Consider the following 22,648-nt stretch of genomic DNA (forward strand, 5'->3'; position numbering starts at 1 on the left):
ATGGGGAAAAATGGTGAAAAATACACTTCCTGATTTCCAGCCCTACGGGTTTGCGGGCGGTTTTTATGACCGATATACAGGGCTCGTTCGTTTTGGAGCACGCGATTATGATCCGGAGGTGGGTCGGTGGACTAGCAAGGACCCAATCTTGTTTGCTGGTGGGGATACTAATTTGTATGGGTATGTTGCCAACGATCCGGTGAACTGGGTGGACCCCGATGGCTTGAGGAAGAACTTTGTTTTTCAGGGTGGAAACTTGTCCTTTTATGGGGATGCTGGTGAGCTACTTTTTGAGGGTCCTGCTGTTTCAGGCCCATGGGGGAATGGAGCCCTGCCGAAAGGCTCGTATTCCGTCGGGGGTATGAGGGATGGTCGATCCGGATCATTTGCCTGCGATGGAAGCAATGGGTATTCTTTAGACTTAGAAAGTAGAAGCCCCATCAATCGCAATCTCTTGAGAATCCATCCTGACGGCGGAACACCCGGAACAAAGGGATGTGTAGGTGTGAGCTGTCAAAATGGAGCGGCGGATGCATTGGGTGAAATTCTTCGAGGAATTTATAATCAGCCCATGACGCCATGGATTGATCTGGATGTGAGGTAGATATGAAGCATTTGTTCAGAACAACGGTCATTATTTTATTCGCCCTCTCTTCTTACGGTGAGGTCTCTCAATTTTCCCGATTTCAATCAGAGGTTACTCCCAAGCTTTCCATGATCCCCGATAAAGACGAGAAAGCCATTTTAGAGAATTACCTGACATATCTTGGGAGTGGTGAAGCAAAAATCTTGGAAAAGGTAATTTCTGATTTGAAGAAAAAAGCGACGAAAAGCGGGAAGCCAGTTTCTCCTCGGTGGATTAGTTTTTTTGAAGGAAACAGCGAATTTTGCCTTCATAAAAACCCAAATGTTTGCGAGTACAGTGTTGGCAGTGCTTCAAGCGAAAAACTAAAGCCAAGAATAGACAAGGGTGACAAGCTTGCGATGGAACTTATCCTTGTTTATTCGGCGGCAGTTGCGACGGATGGAGCAGATGCCGAGGGCCTTGAAGAATATCAAGGTGTGCTGAAAAAAAAATATCCTGAGCAAATTAAAAATATAGAATCGAAGCATAAGTCGTTTTTCAAAAAACTGCCGATCAACTGGCTTGAAGGTGCCTAGTTCTTGTTGAAGGCGTGCCAAAATTACAGTTCCTCCACAGAACCCGTGCCATGAGCGTGCCAAAAAATTCGATAAAATTGGCAACGCAGGCACGATGTACAGAGTGGCGATGCCGCAATCCGTTGACACGCTAAAACAGGGGTTGGCACGGCCTGAAAATGCGACTTGATACGAATTTTTTCGAGGTTAGATTTTGATGGATGACTGGTTCCTAAAGTTTGATGAAGTAATTCTTGGTTGGTTTCTGGGCGTCTTGAGCACACCACTGGTGATGTACTTCACGGCGATTGTTGAGCGAAGAAGATTTGAAAATGTTTTGAAAGAAGAGCTTCGAGAAGTTCGATTCCGGCTGGCCGCTTCAATATATTCACTCAGAAACCATCTTGGACAGATGGATAGACCCGCTCTTGAATGGATCGCTGTTGAATTGAACGCATACCCCGCAGAACCCGTCCGAGATCGACTGCTTGCAGGAATACATCAAATGCTTCAACTTAACGATGCACAATTGACAGCACTGGCCGCTCGACCAAGAAATCCACTTGGAACAAAAGCAGTTCCCAAAGTTGCAATTCCGTACCTTTCGGCCAAGGTTGAGTCAATTGGTCTCCTATGTTCAAGCAGACAGAAGGAGCTCGTCAATCTGCTTCACTATGTTGAAGTCATCAATATTAAGGTCGAGGAATTGGCGGACTGGAACAGGATGACGTTTGAAGTCACGAATGATGAAAATCATGCTCTGATCTCTGGAAATGCCGACGTATCAATCCAGGCGATCATAACGGCAGCAGAACGAGCTTCTGCCTGCATCAAGAATTATCTGTCCTGAAAATTTTGAGCCGCAAATCAAAAATCATAAGGTGTCGTCTTCTCTGTTTTCTTATCCGCGATTCCGCCATACATGAAAACCGTCATGTCGATGCTTCGGTGTCCAAGTAAAGCCTGAAGCTGAGAGAGCGTTCCTTCCTTGCGACGAAAGTGGTAAGCGAACGTGTGGCGGAAGGCGCAACTGTCAAAACTCCGCCTCGCTGCGATCTTGGACCTGAGACGCGCAAACTTTCGATAATATGAGACAACGGACCATGCATCGCCTTCTTTTGCAAAAATCCCGGCTAGTCAATATATTCGTCAAGTCCAGAAGATACCCACTTGTGCCATGCATAATTTTTTATTTGTTTATATAAACTAGATTTACTTTGCAAGCGGTAATCATTTTAAATACTATTTCTGAAAACATTCTGAAAGAGCATCAGTTTCAGGGAGGAAAAGATGTTTAGACTGATATTCACAGGCATACTCCTGTGGGCAAGTTGTGCATTTTCGACTGCGAAAGACTCCAAAAATTTAAGTAGTTTGGAGTTCACTCGATTAATTAAAAAATTAAACATTAGTAGTCAGTATTCAATCGGCAGCATTCGTCTTTCACCTTCACAACCCAAGCAGGGCGACAAAGTTACAGTATTTATTGAGCTATCTACCGAGTTTGAGGGAAATAAAACTGTTCGATCTGTTGTTGCACTTAAAGTTAATGGCGCAGATGTGAAGGTTAGCAGCCGTAGCGAGCGGCTTTGGATTTCTTCACCGATTACATTTCATTCCACGGGGCCACAAAGTATCGAAATCCAAGCATTCGTTGAAGATGCGAATGTGAGTAATCAGTTGCATCAAGCGTTAATGGTATTAAATCGTGAAATAGATCAGCTGAGTAATGAGATTCTAAGAGAGTTGGACCCAATCCGTAGAGCCCAACTTGAAGCAACGTTGGATCAAAAGAATACCCAAAAAATAGACTTTGAAAATACTTTGAATTCCCTAAAAAGGGCGGTCGCTACCAAGACTGAGGTTGTCTCTGTGACCCCCGCCTCAGGAACGATATATCCTACCATAAATAGTCTAGAGCCTAACTATGGTTCGATATCTGGTGGGTATCAGGTTAAGGCAGTGGGTGAAAATCTTTCGAATGTTCAGTCATTAAAGATTGGTGGCGTGACATTAAACTCTTCTCAACTCTCTATTTCAAACAGTGATATCACATTTAATGTACCGCCCATGTCCGTAGGAATGCATGATATAGCGGTTACCCGGATGATCGATGGGCTTGAGGCTACGACTGAGCTAAAAAATGCATTTTTTGCGTTAGACGGAAATATATCTGGTCCCAGCAACAGCCATCCAGTCGCTTTTGCCGGCTTCCCGCAGCATACTCAGTCAGGGGTTTCCACTTCATTAGATGGCTCTAGATCATATGATGACGGTGGACAGTCCCTGACTTATTCTTGGTCAGTTGTCTCAAAACCCGAAGGTGCGACAGTGCTCGACGGAATCTTAAGTGATCCCACTGTTATTAATCCGTCTTTTCTGGCCCACACTGCTGGCAGCTATGTTCTTGCTCTTGTTGTTTCCAATGGCGCCTTAGAGAGCGTTCCATCATTGACTGTAATTACCGTAGGGGAATTAGAAGCCGTTACTGTGATACCTCAAAGTATCGCGGGAACAGCTGTGGATGGATCATTTTATGTTGGTATGTTCCGGGTTTGTAACAATTTGAATTCCGAGGCCTCATACCAAATTATGGGTAGTGGATATTCGTTATTAATGGGAGCTAAGGCGGGCACTTTAATTGCCAGATCCTGTCTCAACTTTCAATTTTCAGTAATCTATTCTGGGAATGGCGAATTGAAAATTGATATTCCGGTAATTCTAAAAGGCGTATCAAATTCTAGAAAGATCATCCAGGTGTCAATCACTCCTGCTTCGCCATCAAGCCTTTCTTTTTTCGGAAAATTCAACTCGCTACAGTGGTCTGGCGAGCAGAATATTGATGAGATTGCCGCAGTCTCTCCAGTTGGACTCTATGGTACTCATGACTCGGTAAGCACAACGGTGTTTGAAATAAGAAACCGATCTAATACGAGCTATACAATCACGAATCCTCCATTGATAACTCATATGGGAGGAGCAACGGGAATTTTTTCAGCATCTTTACCCCCGGGCGGGCTGAGTATCTGCGCCGGTTGCGTCAGTCAAATTTCAATTAATGTTATGCCCGGCAACTTCAATGGCGCTGATACTGCCCAAGGTATATTTGAGTGGGATGCGATTCCTGGCGAAGCACCAAAAGTCTTCATTGTTAAAGCAGCGAAACTTCCGGCTCCAGCCAGCATTATTTATGAACTAAATTTCGGAGATGTTGAGGCGAATCGCTATGTCCCCACCCTTCATCCAAACATTCTAAACGACTTTTTTCAGAACCTTCCAGCCTACAGCTTATTTAAGGTAACTGGGATAGCTGAAGGGTTAAGCGGAAAATTCGACTGGTTTCATTTGCCCTTCGCTCCGTTAATGCTGGGGTCGACTGACTATATTCAACCTACTATGAGTATTTCTGTAGATCTGAATCCGACGTCTACACTTGGTATAATTCAAGATGAAGTTTCGATAGATATCGAGGGTTACACCACACCGCTTAAATATATTCTGAAAGCCAACATTATACCTCAGACATTACTACATAGAAAGCAAACCTCATCATCCGGGAGCGCTAAGTGAAATCATTTTTTGTAATTACTTTTTTATTCTTTTCAAAGGTGTTTGCAGCGACACCGCAATTCATAGAGTTGCGCACCAATAAAGCTAGCTATACTGTCGGAGAGAAAGTTGTCTTAATGGCTTCCGTGAAAACAAGCCCCACCGATCCAGACTCCGAAGTATTCGTGACGGGAACTTGGGGAGCTGCGCCAATTAAGCTGGTCAAGTTTTCTGATTTCGAGTCGGCGGCGGTAACACCTCCACTCGTGTCGCCTGGTCAGATGGTATTTCATGTCGACGCATATTTGCAAAACAAGCAGTTAGCTAAAAACATTTTGACTAGTGTTGCGAGTCTAGAACAGGAATCAATCAAGTTAAATAATTTGCTGTCGAAGGAAACTATTCCCGCGAAGAAAGCTAACCTTCAGCAGGCGATCGACAACAACAGTCAATTAAGGCAGGATTTACTTTCTCAGCTAAGTTCACACAGAACGCTGGTTGAATCGAAGGACGTTACAGTTACCGTTGCCGCTGCATTACTCGAAAAGAAACTTGTTTCTGGATTGTCTTTAATTCCTGACCATTTGAACTACACATACTCGCTCGGTCAAAACGCGAATATCGCGGCAAGCGTGGATGCTGCAGCTCTTGGATACGACATTAAAGAAATTGATTTATTCCTTACTGCAAAGATAAACGCAAATCCATTAATTGCAACACCGACGAACCCATCGTCTTTTAATATTTCAATTTCTTCTGCGAATCTTTCTTTAGGGAGCCATGAAGTAACAGCGAGTTTGACTGTTCGAAATAAACGAGATGGTAAGTCGTTGAATGATGCCATCTCCGCGGGTTTTTTGTACAAATCTGAAATGATTCAAGAAAGGAACAAGGCGACTGATCCTAACTTAATAGCCTATTATCAAAGCGAAATAGATGATTTGGATTTAATAATTGCGGCCTTTTCAGATGTTCTGGATAATCTAAAAATATTTATTGGGGACACTTTAATCACGATCAAAGTTGAAGCGCCTAGTATTATTCTAAGTAAAGATTATATCGAAATTTATGAAGGAAGCAGAAGTTTCTATAATGTTTCATTGGTTGCGCAGCCCAGTTCTAGTGTTACCGTAGTAGCGGCTTCCCCTACTGCTGATGTCACGCTGTCGAATACCGACGGCCCACCTTGGGCGAATACAGCCACATTAACTTTCACAACTTCTAATTGGAATATTCCACAAAAGGTTAGTATTCGCACTCTTGAAGATTTCCTGGCCGACGGCGACGCAGTTCACTCGATAACACATACTGTTTCTGGAGGGGGAATCGCATCAGGTCAATACATGCCTGTTAGAGTAAGCCTCAAAGATAATGGAGCTACGCCTTTGGTTTGGGATAGCATATCAATGAACAATCAGTCTGCGTGTGCGACCCGAGGCGGTGCCCTATATTGCTGGGGAAACAATTTAAACGGTCAGTTAGGCGTTGGCGACAAAGACGATAGAAATGTTCCAACTCCAGTGAAAGGTATGACGACTAACGTACAGTCAGTTAGCGTAGGTCAAAATTCAACATGTGCAGTTAAACAATCAGAACTCTACTGTTGGGGTAGTAACTATCAAGGACAGATCGGTCAAGGAATGGCGGGTGGAGAGTATCCAATTCCAACTAAGGTAAATTTGAACAATGTATTAAGTGTTGCCGTAGGGGACTCAACTGCTTGCGCGATAACGAACAACACGTTCTTAAACCCACCTGAAAAAATGCTTTTCTGCTGGGGCTGGAACGCTGGGGGACAGTTGGGGCTGGGTGACAAGGCCGCCAGGAGTGCCCCTGCGCTAGTATCTGTAAGCAAGCCGAAACAGGTTTCGGTGGGGTATTTGCACACGTGCGCAGTCACAGAAACAGGTTCTCCGTACTGTTGGGGCAACAATTCCTTATACAAATTAGGCAATGGCCTTACCACGGAAAGTCTAACGCCGGTTTTGGCGAATCAATTCACAAATGGTTCGGTTTCTAAGATAGTGGCGGGGCATGAGAATACATGTGTGTTGGAAAATGGCGCTGTTCGATGCGTTGGTGCCAACACTTATGGTCAATTAGGGGACCCCAATTATATCGGTGGATCCTCTGCTTCACCAATTACGGCAGTTGGCTTATCGTCCTTGGTTACTGATGTTGAGCTTGCAAAAAGCTCTATCGCGGCCATTAAGGGTGGACTAGTATACTATTGGGGCTTTGTAGCAGTGCCGGCTGCAGGAATTCCTTCAAGCTTGAAAACTCCGACGATTATGTCGGGAGTAGAGAACGTCACCAGCATCGACTCAGAACAAAATGGTCAATGTGCTATTGGAGAGGGTAAGGCATTCTGCTGGGGCTTCGGCACAAAGGGAATGTTGGGTAATGGTCAGAACCAAAACTCAGATTCACCAGTCGAAGTTAACAGACCTAATTCTCTGCTCAGAAATACTACCAAATTCTAAAATAAAAAGGGGCTTCATCAGCCCCTTTTTTAATAGCCCTACGGCTCTTCAAATTTAATCAAGACAGCCCCGGATTCCACCGAGTCACCTTGTTTGACTTTGATCTCTTTGATCTTCACATCGCGAGTGGCGCGCATTTCGTTTTCCATTTTCATCGCTTCCATAATAAGAAGCGGTTTATTGGCTTTTACGATGTCGCCTTCTTTTGCAAAGATTTCGATGATCTTGCCTGGCATGCCGGACTTCAGCTCTTGATCAGCGCCGAAATTGCCGCCTTTTTTCAAAGATTCATGCAAGAGCATTTCATCATTGAATACTTTGATTGTGCGAAACGAGTTGCGAGTAAATACAGTGTATTCAGTGTCTTGCCCGATTACGTCAATCAAGTAAGACTTCCCTTCAAAAAGGAAGCTGATGTATTGCTCGGCCTCTTTAAAGTCACGTTTAGAAATGTCGTAGTGAGTCCAGCTTTTGCCCTCTTCCTGTAAAGAAACCTTCCAGGTCGTGCGCTGCTCAGTCACGTCGACTTTATATTTTTTGCCTTTTAGTTCTGCTTCGAAATACATGTTACGTCCTTAATTGAAGTTTACGACCGACGCGCTTCCAGTTCGAAGTCAGATTAAGCTGACGAACGTCCTTGGATTTACGGTCATTGTAAGCGGTGATAGCCGCCGCGATCAAAAACACAGGGTCTTCAACTTCCTTAAAGAGCTGTGGTTCGATCACTTCAAAGTTCTTTTCAATAAACTGGGTCGTGTAAGATCCATCGCGGAATTTTGGATGATCCAAGATTGTTTTGTGAAGAACGATGTTGGTTTTAATTCCCGTTAGAACGAACTCAGACAACGCCCGTTGCATTCTATCAATGGCTTCGTCGCGCTTATCACCCCAAGTGATCACTTTCGCAATCATCGGATCATAGTAGATAGGCACTTCGTAGCCAGGGTACGCATAAGAGTCCACACGCATGAACGGACCTTGGGGATGGCGACAGGCGCGAATCACACCAGGGTGTGGTTTATAGGTAATGGGATCCTCAGCGCAGATACGAGCTTCGATGGCGTGACCTTTTTGTTTAATGTCTTCTTGCTTGAAAGAAAGGGGCTTTCCAGCCGCCACATTGATTTGTTCTTTCACCAAATCAAAACCCGTCACGATTTCGGTGATGGGATGTTCCACCTGAAGACGTGTATTCATCTCCATGAAGTAGAATTCTTTGGTTGTGTTATCGAAGATAAACTCAATCGTCCCGGCACCCACGTAGTTGATTTGTTTGGCAGCGCGAACAGCGGCCTCACCCATGCGCAGACGTACATCATTGGGCACAGATGGCGACGGACATTCCTCAATGATCTTTTGGTGACGACGCTGAACCGAGCACTCACGTTCAAACAAGTGAACATGGTTTCCGTGTTTGTCGCCGAACACTTGAATTTCAATGTGTTTGGGGTCGTTGATGAACTTTTCGATATAAACAGTCGGGTCAGCAAAGTAGTTCTGACCTTCAGAGCGGCAGGCACGGAAGGCACTTTCCAGCTCGTCCATCTTGCGAACAACACGCATCCCTTTACCACCACCACCGGCCGAAGCTTTGATGATGACTGGCAAGCCGATCTTTTCGGCAATGGCCTGAGCTTGTTCAACAGTTTCAACCCCGCCATCGCTGCCGGGAACGGTCGGAACACCAGCTTTTTTCATCAAGGCTTTTGCAGAAAGTTTATCACCCATGGATTCAATATTTGAAACCGTGGGGCCGATAAATGTGATGCCGGCCTCTTCCAAAGCTTTCGCAAAGACCGTGTTTTCAGAAAGAAAACCGTAGCCGGGGTGAATTGCATCCACGCCAGCTTGCTTCGCCACTTCGATGATTTTTTTGTAGTTCAAATAGCTTTCTTTCGAAGGAGAAGGCCCAATATGATAAGCCTCGTCCGCCAAGAAAACGTGAAGACTGTCGCGATCCGCATCAGAGAATACCGCGACAGAGCCGATACCCAACTCGCGGCAGGCGCGAGTGATACGGATGGCGATTTCTCCACGGTTCGCAATCAGGATTTTTTTAAATAATGCCATAGTAAAGCTTCCTCACCCTCTGATTAAAGAGGAATATTTCCGTGCTTCTTAGCCGGCATGATGTCGCGTTTATGTTTCAACATCTCTAGTGAATCAATGATGCGCTTACGAGTCATAGCAGGCTCGATCACTTCATCTGTGTATCCAAGCTCGGCAGAAACGTATGGATTGCTGAACTTCGCCTCATACTCTGCTGTTAAGCGAGCCTTTTCCGCGACCGGATCTTTTGCCTTCGAGATTTCTTCACGACTGATGATGCTTACAGCACCTTCCGCACCCATCACCGCAATTTCGGCGGACGGGTAAGCAAGGTTCACATCAGAACGAAGAAGTTTTGAGCCCATCACGATGTAAGCACCGCCGTAAGCTTTACGGGTGATGATGGTGATCTTCGGCACAGTTGCTTCCGCGTAAGCATAAAGAAGTTTTGCGCCGTGAGTGATGATCCCATTCCATTCCTGGTCTTTACCTGGCAAGAAGCCGGGAACGTCGACAAAGGAAACGATAGGAATGTTGAAAGCGTCACAGAAGCGAATAAAGCGAGCCGCTTTACGAGACGCTTCAATGTTCAGGCAGCCGGCAAGTACATTTGGCTGATTTGCCACGATGCCGACAGGGCGACCGTTGAATCGAGCAAAGCCCACGATCACATTTTGTGCGAAGTGCTTGTGAACTTCCAGGAAGTAACCTTCATCCACGCACTCTGTGAGAACACTTAACATGTCATAAGGTTTTTTTGGATTTTCTGGAATCAAGGTGTTCAATGATTCAGTCACGCGGTCTGGACGATCATTGGTCGGAAGAACCGGAGCATCATCCAAGTTGTTTGAAGGCAGGAAGTTCATCAATTCGCGGATCAACAACAAGCAGTGCTTATCATCTTCAGCCGCAAAGTGCGCCACACCAGATTTCGCCGAATGAGTCGTTGCTCCACCCAGGTCCTCTTTGGTCACTTCTTCGTGAGTCACCGTTTTGATAACATCGGGACCAGTGACAAACATATAACTGGTGTTTTTCACCATGAACACAAAGTCTGTGATCGACGGGGAGTAAACCGCTCCACCAGCGCAGGGGCCCATGATCGCCGTGATTTGTGGGATCAAGCCAGAAGCCATCGTGTTGCGAGTGAAGATGTCTGCGTAACCACCCAAGGATTCGATACCCTCTTGGATACGAGCGCCACCGGAGTCATTGATAGAAATGAAAGGAGCGCCGTTCTTCATCGCCAAATCCATCACTTTGCAGATTTTATTGGCTTGAGTGCGTGACATAGATCCACCGATGACGGTGAAATCTTGAGAAGAGACATAAACTAATTTTCCGTTGATACGACCGTAACCCGTGATAACACCGTCGCCTGGAACAACAGTTTTATCCATGCCGAAGTTGGTACAACGGTGAGTGACAAAGCGATCCATTTCAACAAAGCTGCCTGGGTCGACAAGAACATCGATTCTTTCGCGGGCAGTAAGACGTCCACCTTGTTTGTGTTTCGCAATACGTGCAGCGCCCCCACCGGCCATTGCAGCTTCATTACGTTTTTCAAGATCGTTAAGACGAGCTTGAATGCCAGATGAAATTTCTGTGCTCATATGATTCCTTTTTATGAAGGGATGACCCCTTAAAAAACAAGGGACCAATTTATCATGGGGATGTTAGGAATCACCTTAAAATTAGAGACGCAGAGCGCACTATTTATGCCCTGCGTGATTTGACCTATGTTGTTGAATTTATGGGACTAACTGCTTCAGAACTTCGAAGGCCTTTTGCACGTTAACGCGTCCTTGAGTTTTTACTTTAAATTCATGCCCCGGAACCACGTCGACAGACTGCAAAATGGCGTCTTTTATTTGGGCCGCGGAAGCCGTGGGGCGAGCACTCCACAACAAGGCCGCAGCGCCAGAAACCATAGGAGCCGCCATACTAGTTCCATCCATATAGGCGGTCGAGTTGCCGGGAACAGTACTTAAAATTCTTTCTCCCGGCGCGGCCACATGCACAAGGTTGAATCCGCTGTTAGACCAAGAAGTCATAAAGTCAGAAACCGAGGAAGCAGCCACAGTGATTTGATTTCCTAAGCCGAAAGAAGCTGGGAACTCAGGGTAAACATCGACATCGCGGCCATCATTACCTGCTGCGACGATCACCAGAATTCCTTTTCCCTGCAATTCTACAAAAGCATTCCGCAGAGAAGCCACGCACGGTGCGCCTCCCCAGCTGGCATTGATGATCTTGGCTCCGCGAGAAGCTGAGTACTGCAATGCCAGAACAGCATCCCCTAAAGAACCACCGCCATCATTGGCAATAAATTGTGCGGGAATCAGTTGCGCTCGTGGGGCCACGCCTTGGACGGAACCATAGCGTTCGTCTGCAGCAATAATACCGGCCACATGAGTGCCATGCGAGCTGGGAGTAGGATTGCTATTGGGAATCGAGACAAAAGAAGCACCATAGTAGTCATCGACAATACCATTGCCATCATCGTCTTTGCCGTTGTTGGGAATTTCTCCGGTATTCACAGCAATGCGCGGTTTGATTTGCGGATGAGTTGTATCCACAAAGGCATCGACAACGGCAATCTTAACATCTTGTCCTTGAATCCCTTGCGACCACAATGCGGGCGCACCAATTTTGGTTTGCCCCCAACTATCCGTGTAGGCATTGGCTTGAATTTCAGCAGTTCTGCTGGTTTGAATTTGACGATCGAACTCCACATAGCGGATCTTTTCTAGCTGTGGTTCGATAAAATTTTTCGTAAATTCGTCAGCGTTTGCCGCCTGCTCCACCGTAAATTTTCCATCTTCCCATTGGACGATGAATTTATTCTGGATTGCTTGGCCCGTGCATGCGCTCGAGTCCATCGCTCCATTTTCCGGAAATACGGTGCTAGGCGATTTGTTGCCACAAGATGCTAATACAAAGATGCAGGCAACCGCCGAGAGAATTTTTTGAACATCCATGTTCACTCCCTGTGCGGGCCATCCTGGTCCCTAATAGTGGGACGCGTTCGGTTGACCCAATCGGTTAGCTCTTCGGTCATTATATGTCTTAATTTGAGGCTAGAATGGCTTAAACTGGACCTGGACCTACGGATCTGAAGGTAAGCCTAGTGTAGGAAAATTACAGGCTTCACCGTCATTAAGAAATGACGTTAAGAAGCCTCATATTTAATGGGAGTTTAGACCTGATTTAGATCTGCCCGATAAATTCTTTTAGGAAAGATAAAAACTGAATTTCCACGCGTTGAGCCGTTTCAGTCACTTCATCGTGCGAAAGTTTTTGCGAAGAAATTCCTGCCGCCAAGTTCGTGATGCAGCTTAAAGCCGCCACGCGAAGACCCAAATGGTTTGCCGCAATGGTTTCAGGAACAGTGCTCATGCCGACAGCTTTGCCGCCAATAAGTTTTAAATAACGAACTTCAGACGGAGTTTCATAGGTCGGTCCGCTGACGCCGCAATACACGCCTTTGTGAAAGCGAGTCCCTTGTTTTAACAGAACTTGCTCCATGATAGAGATCAAGCGTTTATCATAAGCTTCTGTCATGTCAGGAAAGCGCGGGCCAAGTTCTTTGATGTTCGGACCCATGAGTGGGTTTGTTCCCATCAAATTAATGTGATCTTCGATAATCATGAAGTCACCGGCCTGCATGTTTTCGCCGAAGCCACCCGCAGAGTTTGTCAGGATCAAAGCTTCGATTCCCAGGAGGGCCAAGGTACGAGTGGGGAAGACAACACTTTCCATGCTGTGTCCCTCGTAATAGTGATTGCGGCCCTGAAGAATAACGATTTGCTGTCCGCTGACCTTCCCGAAAATTAAATTTCCAGAATGACCTTCTACTGTTGGCGGAGAGAAATGAGGAATGTCTTTGTAAGGAATCGTGATTTCGACTTCCACATCTTTCACGAAAGCTCCAAGGCCGGAACCTAAAACAACACCGATCTTCGGTTTAGCCGAAGTTTTAGTACGTATATAGGCAATGGTTTCTTGAAGTTTAGTTAAGACCAAAATTTACTCCTCCGCGTCCTTGAGTATTAACTCAAAGTCTTCAGTATCAAACTAGGCTTTGTAATTTTTGGCAAGGAAATATTGATGGCGGATTTGAGCAAGGGAACCGCTGATTGCAGTAGATCTTTGTCATCGCCATGCAACGTGAAGACGGCATCATCCATCTTTACTTCATCGCCTACTTTTACGTGGAACTCTATCCCGGCTGTAGGTGCAATGATGTCTGTTGTTTGTGCGCGACCGGCTTTGATGATAATGCCGGCAATACCAATGCTCTCAGTGTGAAAGCCGTGCACATAGCCAGCCTTTTCTGCCGTGATGACAATGGTGAATTTGGGTTTGGGCAGAGCTTTCAAGTTTCCACCATGAATTACGCAGAGCTCTTCAAACTTGGCCATTGCCTTTCCTGAAGTCAGGATGTCGGTGGCAATTTTGTAAGATTCTTCAACCGTGCGACCCACGCCAGCAAGGAGAAGCATGTGCGCGGAAAGCTGAAGACTTAGTTCTCGGGTATCTTCGTAAAGATCATAGCCCCCAGGCCCCACGAATTTTTCGTTCTTCATGATCGCGACGCACTCTTCGACTTCCAAAGAGTTTCCTGCAAAGCGACCCAAAGGCTGATCCATGTTGGTTAGAAGTGAGGTCACTTTTTTGCCATAGCCTTTGGCAATCGCCATCAGATTCAAAGCGAGTTCTTCCGCCAAAGCGGGTGTTTTCATGAAGGCACCAGATCCGTACTTCACATCCAGGACAAGGCCGTCAATGCCTTCTGCTAATTTTTTCGACATGATCGAAGCACAAATAAGCGGCAGGCTTTCGACTGTCGCAGTGACGTCGCGAAGAGCATAGATTTTTTTATCCGCAGGACAAATTTCTTTCGTCTGTCCGATAAAGCAGATTGCGTGCTTGCGAACAAGTTCGACAAATTCAGGCAAGGATTTTTGGGTATTGAAGCCGGGAATGGATTCTAGTTTATCCAAAGTTCCGCCTGTGTGCCCAAGGCCTCTGCCTGAAATCATTGGTACGGGAACTCCGGCGGCAGCGACAATGGGACCCAAGATCAAGCTGGTTTTATCGCCCACGCCACCGGTAGAGTGTTTATCGACCTTGAAACCAGGGACAGAGGAAAAATCAACAACCTCTCCAGAGTGAAGCATCGCTTTTGTCAGGGACAGAGTTTCTTCTGTCGTCATTCCTTTGAAGAAAGTCGCCATTAAAAGAGCCGACATCTGATAATCAGGAATCTGACCTCGCGCATAGCCAAGAATGAATTCATTGATTTCTTCAAAGCTCAGTTCGCGGCCGTTGCGTTTAGCTTTAATAATTTCTGCGGGAAGGAAAGCCATTAGTAACCTCCCTGAACAGTGCCGCCCTGAACAATGGTCACGCCAGAGCTTGTTCCCAAGCGAGTCGCACCGGCGTCGATCATGGCTTGGGCTTGCGCCAAGTCTTTGATTCCTCCGGAAGCTTTGACTTCCAGAGCATTGCCGACAACAGACTTCATCAACTTCACATCGTCTACAGTGGCGCCGCCGCCACCAAAGCCTGTGGATGTTTTTACGAAGTGAGCACCGGCCTCCATCGCCGCTTTACAAGCTAACACTTTGTCGTCGTGGTTAAGAAGCGAGGTTTCAATAATAACTTTAACCGTGCGACCTTGAGCAGCTTTGACAACGGCTTTGATATCGTCCCGAACATAATCCAAGCGACGGTCTTTCAGCGCACCGACCTGAATGACCATGTCAATTTCACCAGCTCCGTTCTTAATTGCGGTAGAGGTCTCGAAAGCTTTGGATTCTGTATCCATAGCTCCCAAAGGGAAGCCCACCACGCAGCATACTTTTACTGAAGAATCCTTAAGAAGTTCTGCGCATGTTGAAACATAGGACGTATTTACGCAGACGCTGAAGAAGCCATGTTCTTTCGCCTCCGCACAAAGCTTTTCAATTTGCGCCATCTGCGCTTCGGGTTTCAAAAGAGTATGGTCAATATAACGACTTAGTTGCACCGGGCACCTCAAGAGTGTTTAAATAAGAAAAGTTATCTTAGTTCGTTGCGGGAGGCAATCATGACACGACAGAAGTGGACCTCAGTTTTAGTGACAATGATGATTTTGGTCACGTCATCCGCCTCTTTTGCGCAAGCAGACAGAACGGTAAAAAGAAATATCGCCACCGTTTTATTTTCCAGTCTGGGCGGGGCGATCCTGGGTTTGAGCACGCTGTCCTTTTATGGCGAGCCTGAAGAGCATACCGACAACATTACAACCGGTGCGCTTATCGGTTTTGCGGCAGGATTGGGTTATGTCATTTATGACTCTTCGCGCCCAGCAGCGAAGGCTTACGATTACTCCAATGTGTTTGATCAAGAACTGAAAAGCAGAAGAGCCCTGGCTTATACAGCCAAGGCTCCCGCTTTAGTTCAATTTTCGTATGACTTCTAATTAACCCACTTTGGTGCGCGGGGAGGCTGTGCCTGCCATCGTGCCCTGAATGGTGGTGTCGCCACCGCCGGCTTGTCCCAGGAAAGTTTTTGCGTCGGCCGCAGACACTTTCCCTTTGCGAACCAAATCTTCGATATATTTTTCGAAAAGCACCATACCCTGACTTGAGCCTGTTTGCATGGCGGAAGGAATCTGGTGGACCTTACCTTCACGAATCAAGTTCGAAATGGCCTTGGTATTGCGCATGATTTCGTAAGCTGCCACGCGACCTTGTCCATCGGCGCGCGAGAAAAGCGTTTGCGCGACAACTCCGCGCAAACTTTCCGCAAGCATTGTGCGAATTTGTTGTTGTTGACCCGCGGGGAAAACGTCAATGATACGATCGACAGTTTTCGCGGCACTATTCGTGTGCAGAGTTCCAAACACAATGTGACCCGTTTCTGCGGCAGTCAAAGCCAAAGAGATGGTCTCTAAGTCACGCAACTCACCGACAAGCAGGATGTCCGGATCTTCACGCAGGGCCGCCTTAAGGGCATTCGCGAAGCTCTTGGTATGGCTTCCGACTTCACGTTGATTCACCAAAGACTTCAGATTTGGATGTACGAACTCGATCGGGTCTTCGACGGTGATAATATGCGCTTCGCGAGTTGCGTTGATCTGGTGGATCATTGCTGCCAGTGTCGTCGATTTACCGGAACCGGTAGGTCCTGTAACCAAAATCAATCCGCGGTCACAGTCGATCATATCCATAACGGCAGGAGGCAAACCCAATTCTTGCGCAGTTTTAATTTTTTCGGGAATGATACGCATAACAGCGCCAAGACCTTTTCTTTGCATAAAGATATTGCAACGAAAACGCCCGATGCCAGAAAGAGTGTAGGCGAAATCCAGCTCCCATTTTTCAACAAAGGCCTTCTTTTGCTTTTCAGAAAGGATCTCAAAAAGCAATCCCTGCACGTCTTGATTCGTCAATTCACGATAGTTCAACGGAATCATGTTTCCATGGAGACGCAAATAGGGAGGCGCGCCGCTTGTGATATGCAAGTCGGAGGCTCCTTGTTCCACCATGAGTTTGAACAGCTCATCAATTGTTGCCATCGTAATCTCCGTTAAAGGCTCTATTTCCATGATCTTTTCGGTCAGATGTGTTTCAATGTTAAATATTATTTGCTCTCAGTCTTGTTTCTGGACTAATGAACTAGGGTAGGAGGTTGTAGTGTCAGCTGAAATTCTCATCAATGTGAGACCTCAAGAAACTCGTGTGGCCTATGTCGATGGCGGCATTCTTTCTGATTTGAAAATTGAACGTAAAACTTCGCCGACCTTGGTCGGGTCCATTCATCGTGGCACTGTCCTGCGCGTTCTTCCCGGTATGCAGGCGGCTTTTGTGGATATCGGTCTGGAAAAAGCCGCTTTCCTGTATGTCGGTGATATTCGCGAAGACGTGGACGACAACTTCCTTTCGGATGTGGATCGCGAGGAACCCTTAGAAATGGAGGGTGATGACGACAAGCTCCCCACTCATCAAAACAAAACTCCGATTCAGGATTTGCTGAAAGAGGGTCAATCGATTCTTGTGCAAGTTGCGAAAGATCCTTTGGGCACAAAAGGGGCGCGTTTGACAACGCATCTGTCTTTGCCCGGTCGTTTCGTGGTGTTTTTACCGACGGTTCGTCACCTGGGAATTTCCCGCAGAATTGAAGATGAAACAGAGCGTGAGCGTCTGCGCAAGCTGGTGCAAAAAATCAATCCTTCCGGGGGTGTGATTGTGCGTACCGCCGGTGAAGGTGCCTCTGAAGAGATGTTGAAGGCTGACATCGAGTACCTGGATCGTTTAAGTAAAGACATCTTCAAAAACTACGAAAAGAAAAAGACTCCGGGCATGGTTCACACAGAACTTGACGTCGAACTGCGCGCCCTTCGCGATCTGATGTCCGAAGATGTGGCAAGCGTGTGGGTTGATAGTATCGAGATTCACAAAAAAGTTGTGAAGTTTGTTTCGCAATTCATGCCGAAGTACAAACAAAACATCGTGCTTTATGAAGAGCAGAAACCCCTTTTTGATCTTTACGACATTGATATTGAAATTTCCCGCTCCATGGAAAGAAAGATTTGGCTGAAGTCCGGTGGATATATCGTCATCGATGAAGCCGAGGCCTTGGTGGTCATTGACGTGAACACCGGGAAATTCGTGGGTAAGAAAGATCTTGAAGATACGATTCTGAAAACCAATCTAGAGGCCGTTCGTGAAATTGCGCACCAACTGCGGATTCGCAACTGTGGCGGAATTATCATTATCGACTTCATTGATATGGAAAAAGAATCCCATCGAGAAAAAGTTTTGGAAGCGTTGGCCGAAGAATTGGGCCGTGATCGCGCCCGCACCAACATTGTTTCCATGTCTCAGTTGGGCCTTGTCGAAATGACGCGTAAACGTATTCGTCCCAGCCTTATTAAAACCCTGTGTGAACCTTGTTCATACTGTGATGGCAAAGGCTATATCAAACGCAAATCTACCGTAGCCAATGAAATTTTCAGAGAGCTCGAACGTGACGCCGACATGTTGATCAATAAAAAGACCAACGTGGTTGTTCACTGCCACAGTGGGGTGGTTGACTGGATCTACGAAGTTGAGGGTGAAAGTCTAGAGAGTATTGAAAAGAAATTAGGACGCTCTGTAGCCTTTAAAATCGAACCTAACTACCACTTAGAGCAGTACGAGATTTTCTTTGTTTAGAGGATTTTAGATTCTCTTCTTCGAATTTTTGACGAAGAGACTCTGCCGTTTGTTCCAGGTGTTCTTCCAGGATCATTTGAAAAAGTTCGTCTGCATTTATTCTATAAAGCTTGGCGAGGCTCTTTAATGTGGTCACTGGCGGAAGAGACAGACCGCGTTCCCAGTTTGAGATAAACTGAGGAGTGTTGTAGCCGAGGTGAGTAGAAACATCTCCTTGAGAGAGATTTCTTGCCTCGCGAGATTTTTTTAAAAACTCTCCTACTTTCTTCATCGAGCACTCCTCATCTGTTTTAATAAAACTATGAGGTCTTTTCAGTAATTGCATCACGCGCAGCAGTACCTGTTCGGGGCTGTTGAAGGCCCGCCTTTTCGCGCTGCTGGCGATTTCGAGAATGACAGGCCACTTTTAGTGGTGCGGATTAAAGAAAGATGGATCACGTTTAACGAAACCTTTTAGAAAAAGGAAGAGACGCTGAATCAGCCGGAGTGAAGCTTACGTGTGTTGATAACAAAGCCCAAGCAGAGGTGTTTTGTCTTGCTTAAGCAAAAATAACTTTGTTGTACTTGATTGAAAAAGCCGTTCTTAAGGCGCACGAAGTAGGTGCGGAAATCTGTGCGAGATTAATTTATTGGACCGAACATGAACGCTCATATCGCCTCTTCGCCAAGGTTGCTGGCGATTTTCCGAAAAGTAAAAAAGTCTTCCCAATAGTAATGACAAGGCTGATTTGTTCTTTGAAGCTTTGCACAGAGAAAAGATGAGCTGCGCGTTATTGCCGCCAGAACGCACACCGTGGGCATGGAGAGGCCTATAAAGATCACATGGAACTGATAAAAGCTTTGGTGAATAGTCCTAAAGCGCCCCTAAGCGACGCGATTAAGCGTGAACTTTGGCGGCCCAAAATAAACCTAAGATATTGAAAATAATGGGTTTTCTATTAACACTAGACCCCTCTAAAAAACTGTAACAAAGATTTGCATTTGTGAGGGGCCAAAGCTATCCTCTTTTTCTCCCTTTTAAAGCTGAAAAAAATAGCATGTATTAGGTTGACAAAACCTAGTGCGAGGTGGCATTTACCATTGGCTTAATTCGGGTAGCTGGAGGTATTTCATGTACGCGATTATTCGTACAGGCGGTAAGCAATATAAAGTTCAAGCTGGTGACGTTCTTCAAGTAGATAAGCTTGAGCAAGCACTTGGCGCAGAGTTTGAAATCAACGAAGTTTTGATGGTTGGTGGTGAGTCCACTGCTGTTGGTCAACCTCTTGTAAAAGGCGCGAAAGTAACTGTTGTAGTTACAAAACAAGCTAAAACAAGAAAACAAATCGTCTTCAAAAAGAAGCGTCGTCAAGGTTACAGAAAGTTCGCAACTCATAAGCAAGAGTTCACAGAGCTTTTTGTTAAGGCGATCTCTTTTGACGGTAAAACTGCGAAATCAGATGAATCTGCAAAAGTAGTAGACGTGGCAGCAGTTCGTGCAGAAAAAGCACAAGCTCGCGTAGCAGCTCGTAAAGAGCGTGCAGCGAACAAAGGAACTGCAGAAGTTGTTAAAAAAGCGGCAAAAAAAGTAGCGAAAAAGAAAGTTGCAAAAAAAGCAGTTAAAAAGACTGTAAAAAAAGCAACAGGCGCTAAGAAAAAAGCAGCTAAGAAAACTTCTAAGAAAGCATAATTTTTAATTCTTAAGAGAGGTTAGTCATGGCAAGTAAAAAAGCCGGTGGTAGTACAAAGAACGGTCGTGATTCACAGAGTAAACGCTTAGGTGTAAAACGCTTCGGTGGTGAAAAAGTTCTTCCGGGAACAATCATTGTTCGTCAACGTGGAACGAAATTCCACTTGGGTAACAATGTTAAAATGGGTCGTGACTACACGATCTATTCTGTTGTCGAAGGTCTTGTTAAGTTTGAACGTTTCTCTAAAGAGCGTTTCAAAGTTAGTGTTTATCCAAAAGCTGTTTAATCGATTCGATTAAACAGTTTCGATAAGCACCAAGAATTTTTCCATGCAAAAGGAGCCAACTCACGGGCTCCTTTTCGTTTTTGGACTGAGCTCTTAATAATTCTCTGAAAACCGTCGCAAATCCCCTATAAGGCTTTCAAGATCTTACTCAGCATTCCCCTTCTCAATGAATCTGTGATACAGGCTGTTACGTTGGTGCTATATGAAGTTTATCGATGAAGTTAAAATCACTGTTGCGTCAGGACGAGGCGGCCCTGGCTGTGTAAGTTATCGCCGTGAATCCATGCTACCTAGGGGCGGTCCCGATGGTGGAAATGGTGGAAAAGGTGGGGATGTTATCATCCGCACCTCCAAACATATTAATTCTTTGGTCGATTTTCGTCAGAACAAAAGATACGCGGCTCAAAGCGGTCAAATGGGTATGGGCCGACAAAAATCGGGTCATAATGGTGAAGATTTAGTGATGATCGTTCCTGAAGGAACTGTGATCCGAACACTGGACGGCGAAATTATCGTCGATATGACGGGCATTTCTGAATACGTTCTGCTGAAAGGCGGACGTGGCGGAATGGGCAACGAATTCTTCAAAACGAGCGTCAATCAAGCTCCGGACTATGCACAACCTGGTGAAGAAGGTGAAGAGCTGGAAGTTAAGCTTGAGTTGAAGCTCATCGCTGACGTGGGAATCATCGGTTTTCCAAACGCAGGAAAGTCGACTTTGATTTCACGCATTTCTGCGGCTCGCCCTAAAATTGCGGATTATCCTTTCACGACTTTGACACCCAATCTTGGCGTGGTGAAAGTCGGTGACTACACATCTTTCGTCGTTGCGGATATTCCGGGATTAGTAAAAGGGGCCCACGAAGGCGTGGGATTGGGCATCCAGTTCCTAAAACACATTGAACGAACACGGCTTTTCATTCACTTGATTGATGCTTCGGGAATGTCAGGTCGCGATCCGGTAGAAGACTATTTGGATATTAATAACGAGCTTAAGATGTACGACATCAACAACGAAGACAAAGAAGGGTTTTTCCCTCTTGCCACACGTCCTCAGTTTGTTGTGCTCAATAAGATCGACACTTTAAGCGAAATTCAACTGATGAAACTTAAAAATAAGTTCAAAGATATTTCAGGCCAAGAGCCTTATGCTATCTCGGCAGTGACGGGCAAAAATATCAAAGAATTTATGACTGAACTTGCTCGTCAGATTATGCAAGAGGAAGAAGAATAATGAAAATAGGTATTTTTGGAGGAAGTTTTAATCCTCCGCACATGGGCCACATCAACGCCATTCAAACAGTGGCAAAAAAAGTTGGACTTCAAAAAGTTCACATCGTTCCTGCTGCGCAAAACCCTTTGAAGACGCCCGTGGAAGGCCCGACAGCCGAACAGCGCTTAGATCTGACGCGTCTGGCATTCGAACAATATGGCGAGACCTACTTCGTTGACGATCAGGAAATCAAACGTGGTGGCATGAGCTACACGATTGATACGGTGATGAATCTTCGTAAAACCTATGATGCCAATGATCTTTATCTGGTTGTAGGTGCAGACAAATTCGAAGAGCTTTCCCAGTGGAAAGACTATCAAAAGCTTCTTTCTGAAGTGAATTTGGTTGTGACCACTCGACCTGGTTACGAAACTCCAGAGTCGTTGGATGAAATGCCGGGCTATTTAAAGCCGATGGTTTCTGACTTTGACTTTAACTTCATCGAGTTGAATACAGGAAGAAATATCCAGTTCATCACTTTGCGTGATATCGAAATTTCTGCAAGCGAACTGCGTAAGTGGCTGCGCACTGGAAAGCCAGTTGAAAAATATCTACCGCTCGCGGTGGAATCCTACATCAAGGATCACAAGCTTTATAGAAACTTAGGCGATCGCATCGGCGATTTTAAAAAGTTCTCTGAGTTCTGTGCAAACGTACTATTTGCTAAAAAAGGCATCAATGTTCGCGGTTTTGATCTGACGGGCATTGCGGCTCCTAGCGAATACACTTTGATTGCTTCCGGTACCTCAACTCGTCACGCGGCCGCGATGGCAGAAAACATCGTGATGGCGGTGAAAGAGGAATACAACGTCCATCCACAAAGCGTGGAGGGTATTGATGAAGGTCGCTGGGTTCTTGTGGATTACGGTTCGTTGATTGTTCACATCTTCTACGATTTCGTACGTCAGGAATACAGCCTAGAAAATCTTTGGAGAGAAGGCAAAGACCTTGGCTTTAAAGATCCCTACGTGGGTAAGCCTGAGGCTCAGTAA

General features: G+C 45.8%; 21 protein-coding genes. 11 read left to right on the forward strand and 10 right to left on the reverse strand.

Annotation, left to right across the window (positions count from 1 at the left end; all coding sequences use genetic code 11):
- The 3 genes from OM95_RS10640 to OM95_RS10650 form a co-directional block, all read left to right on the forward strand.
- The coding region (locus OM95_RS10640) for an RHS repeat-associated core domain-containing protein (protein WP_041873532.1) at positions 1-604 on the forward strand (604 nt) is incomplete at its 5' end.
- A 2-nt stretch (positions 605-606) separates the two neighbouring features.
- Positions 607-1,161 (forward strand): hypothetical protein, encoded by a 555-nt coding sequence (locus OM95_RS10645; protein WP_041873535.1) that lies wholly within the window; start codon positions 607-609, stop codon positions 1,159-1,161.
- Positions 1,162-1,357: 196 nt separating this feature from the next.
- Entirely contained in the window at positions 1,358-1,990 is a 633-nt protein-coding gene (locus OM95_RS10650; protein ID WP_041873537.1) for a hypothetical protein, read from the forward strand.
- 17 nt (positions 1,991-2,007) lie between these two features.
- Here OM95_RS10650 and OM95_RS17535 read toward each other — a convergent pair whose 3' ends face one another.
- Positions 2,008-2,268 carry a tyrosine-type recombinase/integrase gene (locus OM95_RS17535; RefSeq protein WP_363228118.1) on the reverse strand — a complete coding sequence of 87 codons (261 nt, stop codon included), beginning with the start codon at positions 2,266-2,268 and terminating at the stop codon, positions 2,008-2,010.
- Positions 2,269-2,430: 162 nt separating this feature from the next.
- Between OM95_RS17535 and OM95_RS10655 the strand changes: the two genes are divergently transcribed.
- Both OM95_RS10655 and OM95_RS10660 read left to right on the forward strand, forming a co-directional pair.
- The gene (locus tag OM95_RS10655; RefSeq protein ID WP_041873539.1) at positions 2,431-4,710 is read left to right on the forward strand and encodes an IPT/TIG domain-containing protein; all 2,280 of its coding nucleotides are present in this window, start codon (positions 2,431-2,433) and stop codon (positions 4,708-4,710) included.
- Positions 4,707-7,172, forward strand: a complete 2,466-nt coding sequence (locus tag OM95_RS10660; RefSeq protein ID WP_041873541.1) for a hypothetical protein — start codon at positions 4,707-4,709, stop codon at positions 7,170-7,172. Before OM95_RS10655 ends, OM95_RS10660 begins: the two co-directional genes overlap by 4 nt.
- 38 nt (positions 7,173-7,210) lie before the next feature.
- Here the strand turns inward: OM95_RS10660 and OM95_RS10665 are convergent, their stop codons facing one another.
- The 7 genes from OM95_RS10665 to deoC all read right to left on the reverse strand — a co-directional run bounded on the left by OM95_RS10665 (position 7,211) and on the right by deoC (position 15,255).
- A complete protein-coding gene (locus OM95_RS10665; RefSeq protein WP_041873544.1) occupies positions 7,211-7,738 on the reverse strand; it encodes an acetyl-CoA carboxylase biotin carboxyl carrier protein subunit in 528 nt (175 codons plus the stop codon).
- 1 nt (position 7,739) lies between these two features.
- Positions 7,740-9,242: an acetyl-CoA carboxylase biotin carboxylase subunit gene (accC, locus tag OM95_RS10670; RefSeq protein ID WP_041873546.1), complete on the reverse strand. Its 1,503-nt coding sequence runs from the start codon at positions 9,240-9,242 to the stop codon at positions 7,740-7,742.
- 23 nt (positions 9,243-9,265) lie between these two features.
- Positions 9,266-10,834 carry an acyl-CoA carboxylase subunit beta gene (locus OM95_RS10675; protein ID WP_041873548.1) on the reverse strand — a complete coding sequence of 523 codons (1,569 nt, stop codon included), beginning with the start codon at positions 10,832-10,834 and terminating at the stop codon, positions 9,266-9,268.
- Between the two features lie 138 nt (positions 10,835-10,972).
- Positions 10,973-12,202 (reverse strand): S8 family peptidase, encoded by a 1,230-nt coding sequence (locus tag OM95_RS10680; protein ID WP_041873551.1) that lies wholly within the window; start codon positions 12,200-12,202, stop codon positions 10,973-10,975.
- A 229-nt stretch (positions 12,203-12,431) separates the two neighbouring features.
- Positions 12,432-13,247 carry a purine-nucleoside phosphorylase gene (locus OM95_RS10685; protein ID WP_041873553.1) on the reverse strand — a complete coding sequence of 272 codons (816 nt, stop codon included), beginning with the start codon at positions 13,245-13,247 and terminating at the stop codon, positions 12,432-12,434.
- Positions 13,248-13,273: 26 nt separating this feature from the next.
- On the reverse strand, positions 13,274-14,593 hold the full coding sequence (locus tag OM95_RS10690; RefSeq protein ID WP_041873555.1) for a thymidine phosphorylase: 1,320 nt from the start codon (positions 14,591-14,593) through the stop codon (positions 13,274-13,276).
- Positions 14,593-15,255 carry a deoxyribose-phosphate aldolase gene (deoC, locus tag OM95_RS10695; protein ID WP_041873556.1) on the reverse strand — a complete coding sequence of 221 codons (663 nt, stop codon included), beginning with the start codon at positions 15,253-15,255 and terminating at the stop codon, positions 14,593-14,595. Before deoC ends, OM95_RS10690 begins: the two co-directional genes overlap by 1 nt.
- Before the next feature lie 60 nt (positions 15,256-15,315).
- Between deoC and OM95_RS10700 the strand changes: the two genes are divergently transcribed.
- Positions 15,316-15,690 (forward strand): hypothetical protein, encoded by a 375-nt coding sequence (locus OM95_RS10700; protein ID WP_291516137.1) that lies wholly within the window; start codon positions 15,316-15,318, stop codon positions 15,688-15,690.
- Here OM95_RS10700 and OM95_RS10705 read toward each other — a convergent pair whose 3' ends face one another.
- Positions 15,691-16,788, reverse strand: a complete 1,098-nt coding sequence (locus OM95_RS10705) for a type IV pilus twitching motility protein PilT (protein WP_041873849.1) — start codon at positions 16,786-16,788, stop codon at positions 15,691-15,693.
- A gap of 118 nt (positions 16,789-16,906) precedes the next feature.
- Here OM95_RS10705 and OM95_RS10710 point away from each other — a divergent pair, with 118 nt between their 5' ends.
- Positions 16,907-18,427 carry an Rne/Rng family ribonuclease gene (locus OM95_RS10710; protein ID WP_041873557.1) on the forward strand — a complete coding sequence of 507 codons (1,521 nt, stop codon included), beginning with the start codon at positions 16,907-16,909 and terminating at the stop codon, positions 18,425-18,427.
- On the opposite strand, the gene OM95_RS10715 is transcribed toward OM95_RS10710, so the two are convergent.
- Positions 18,387-18,698 (reverse strand): helix-turn-helix transcriptional regulator, encoded by a 312-nt coding sequence (locus OM95_RS10715; RefSeq protein WP_291516139.1) that lies wholly within the window; start codon positions 18,696-18,698, stop codon positions 18,387-18,389. The genes OM95_RS10710 and OM95_RS10715 overlap by 41 nt on opposite strands.
- A gap of 840 nt (positions 18,699-19,538) precedes the next feature.
- Here OM95_RS10715 and rplU point away from each other — a divergent pair.
- The 4 genes from rplU (at position 19,539) to nadD (ending at position 22,648) form a co-directional block, all read left to right on the forward strand.
- Positions 19,539-20,096: a 50S ribosomal protein L21 gene (gene rplU, locus OM95_RS10720; protein WP_041873559.1), complete on the forward strand. Its 558-nt coding sequence runs from the start codon at positions 19,539-19,541 to the stop codon at positions 20,094-20,096.
- Between the two features lie 26 nt (positions 20,097-20,122).
- The gene (rpmA, locus tag OM95_RS10725) at positions 20,123-20,383 is read left to right on the forward strand and encodes a 50S ribosomal protein L27 (protein ID WP_011166148.1); all 261 of its coding nucleotides are present in this window, start codon (positions 20,123-20,125) and stop codon (positions 20,381-20,383) included.
- Positions 20,384-20,585: 202 nt separating this feature from the next.
- Positions 20,586-21,617 carry a GTPase ObgE gene (gene obgE / locus OM95_RS10730; RefSeq protein ID WP_041873564.1) on the forward strand — a complete coding sequence of 344 codons (1,032 nt, stop codon included), beginning with the start codon at positions 20,586-20,588 and terminating at the stop codon, positions 21,615-21,617.
- Positions 21,617-22,648: a nicotinate (nicotinamide) nucleotide adenylyltransferase gene (nadD, locus tag OM95_RS10735; protein WP_041873566.1), complete on the forward strand. Its 1,032-nt coding sequence runs from the start codon at positions 21,617-21,619 to the stop codon at positions 22,646-22,648. The genes obgE and nadD overlap by 1 nt, the downstream gene beginning before the upstream one ends.

This window comes from Bdellovibrio sp. ArHS, from assembly GCF_000786105.1.
In the GTDB taxonomy this organism is placed as follows: Bacteria; Bdellovibrionota; Bdellovibrionia; order Bdellovibrionales; family Bdellovibrionaceae; genus Bdellovibrio.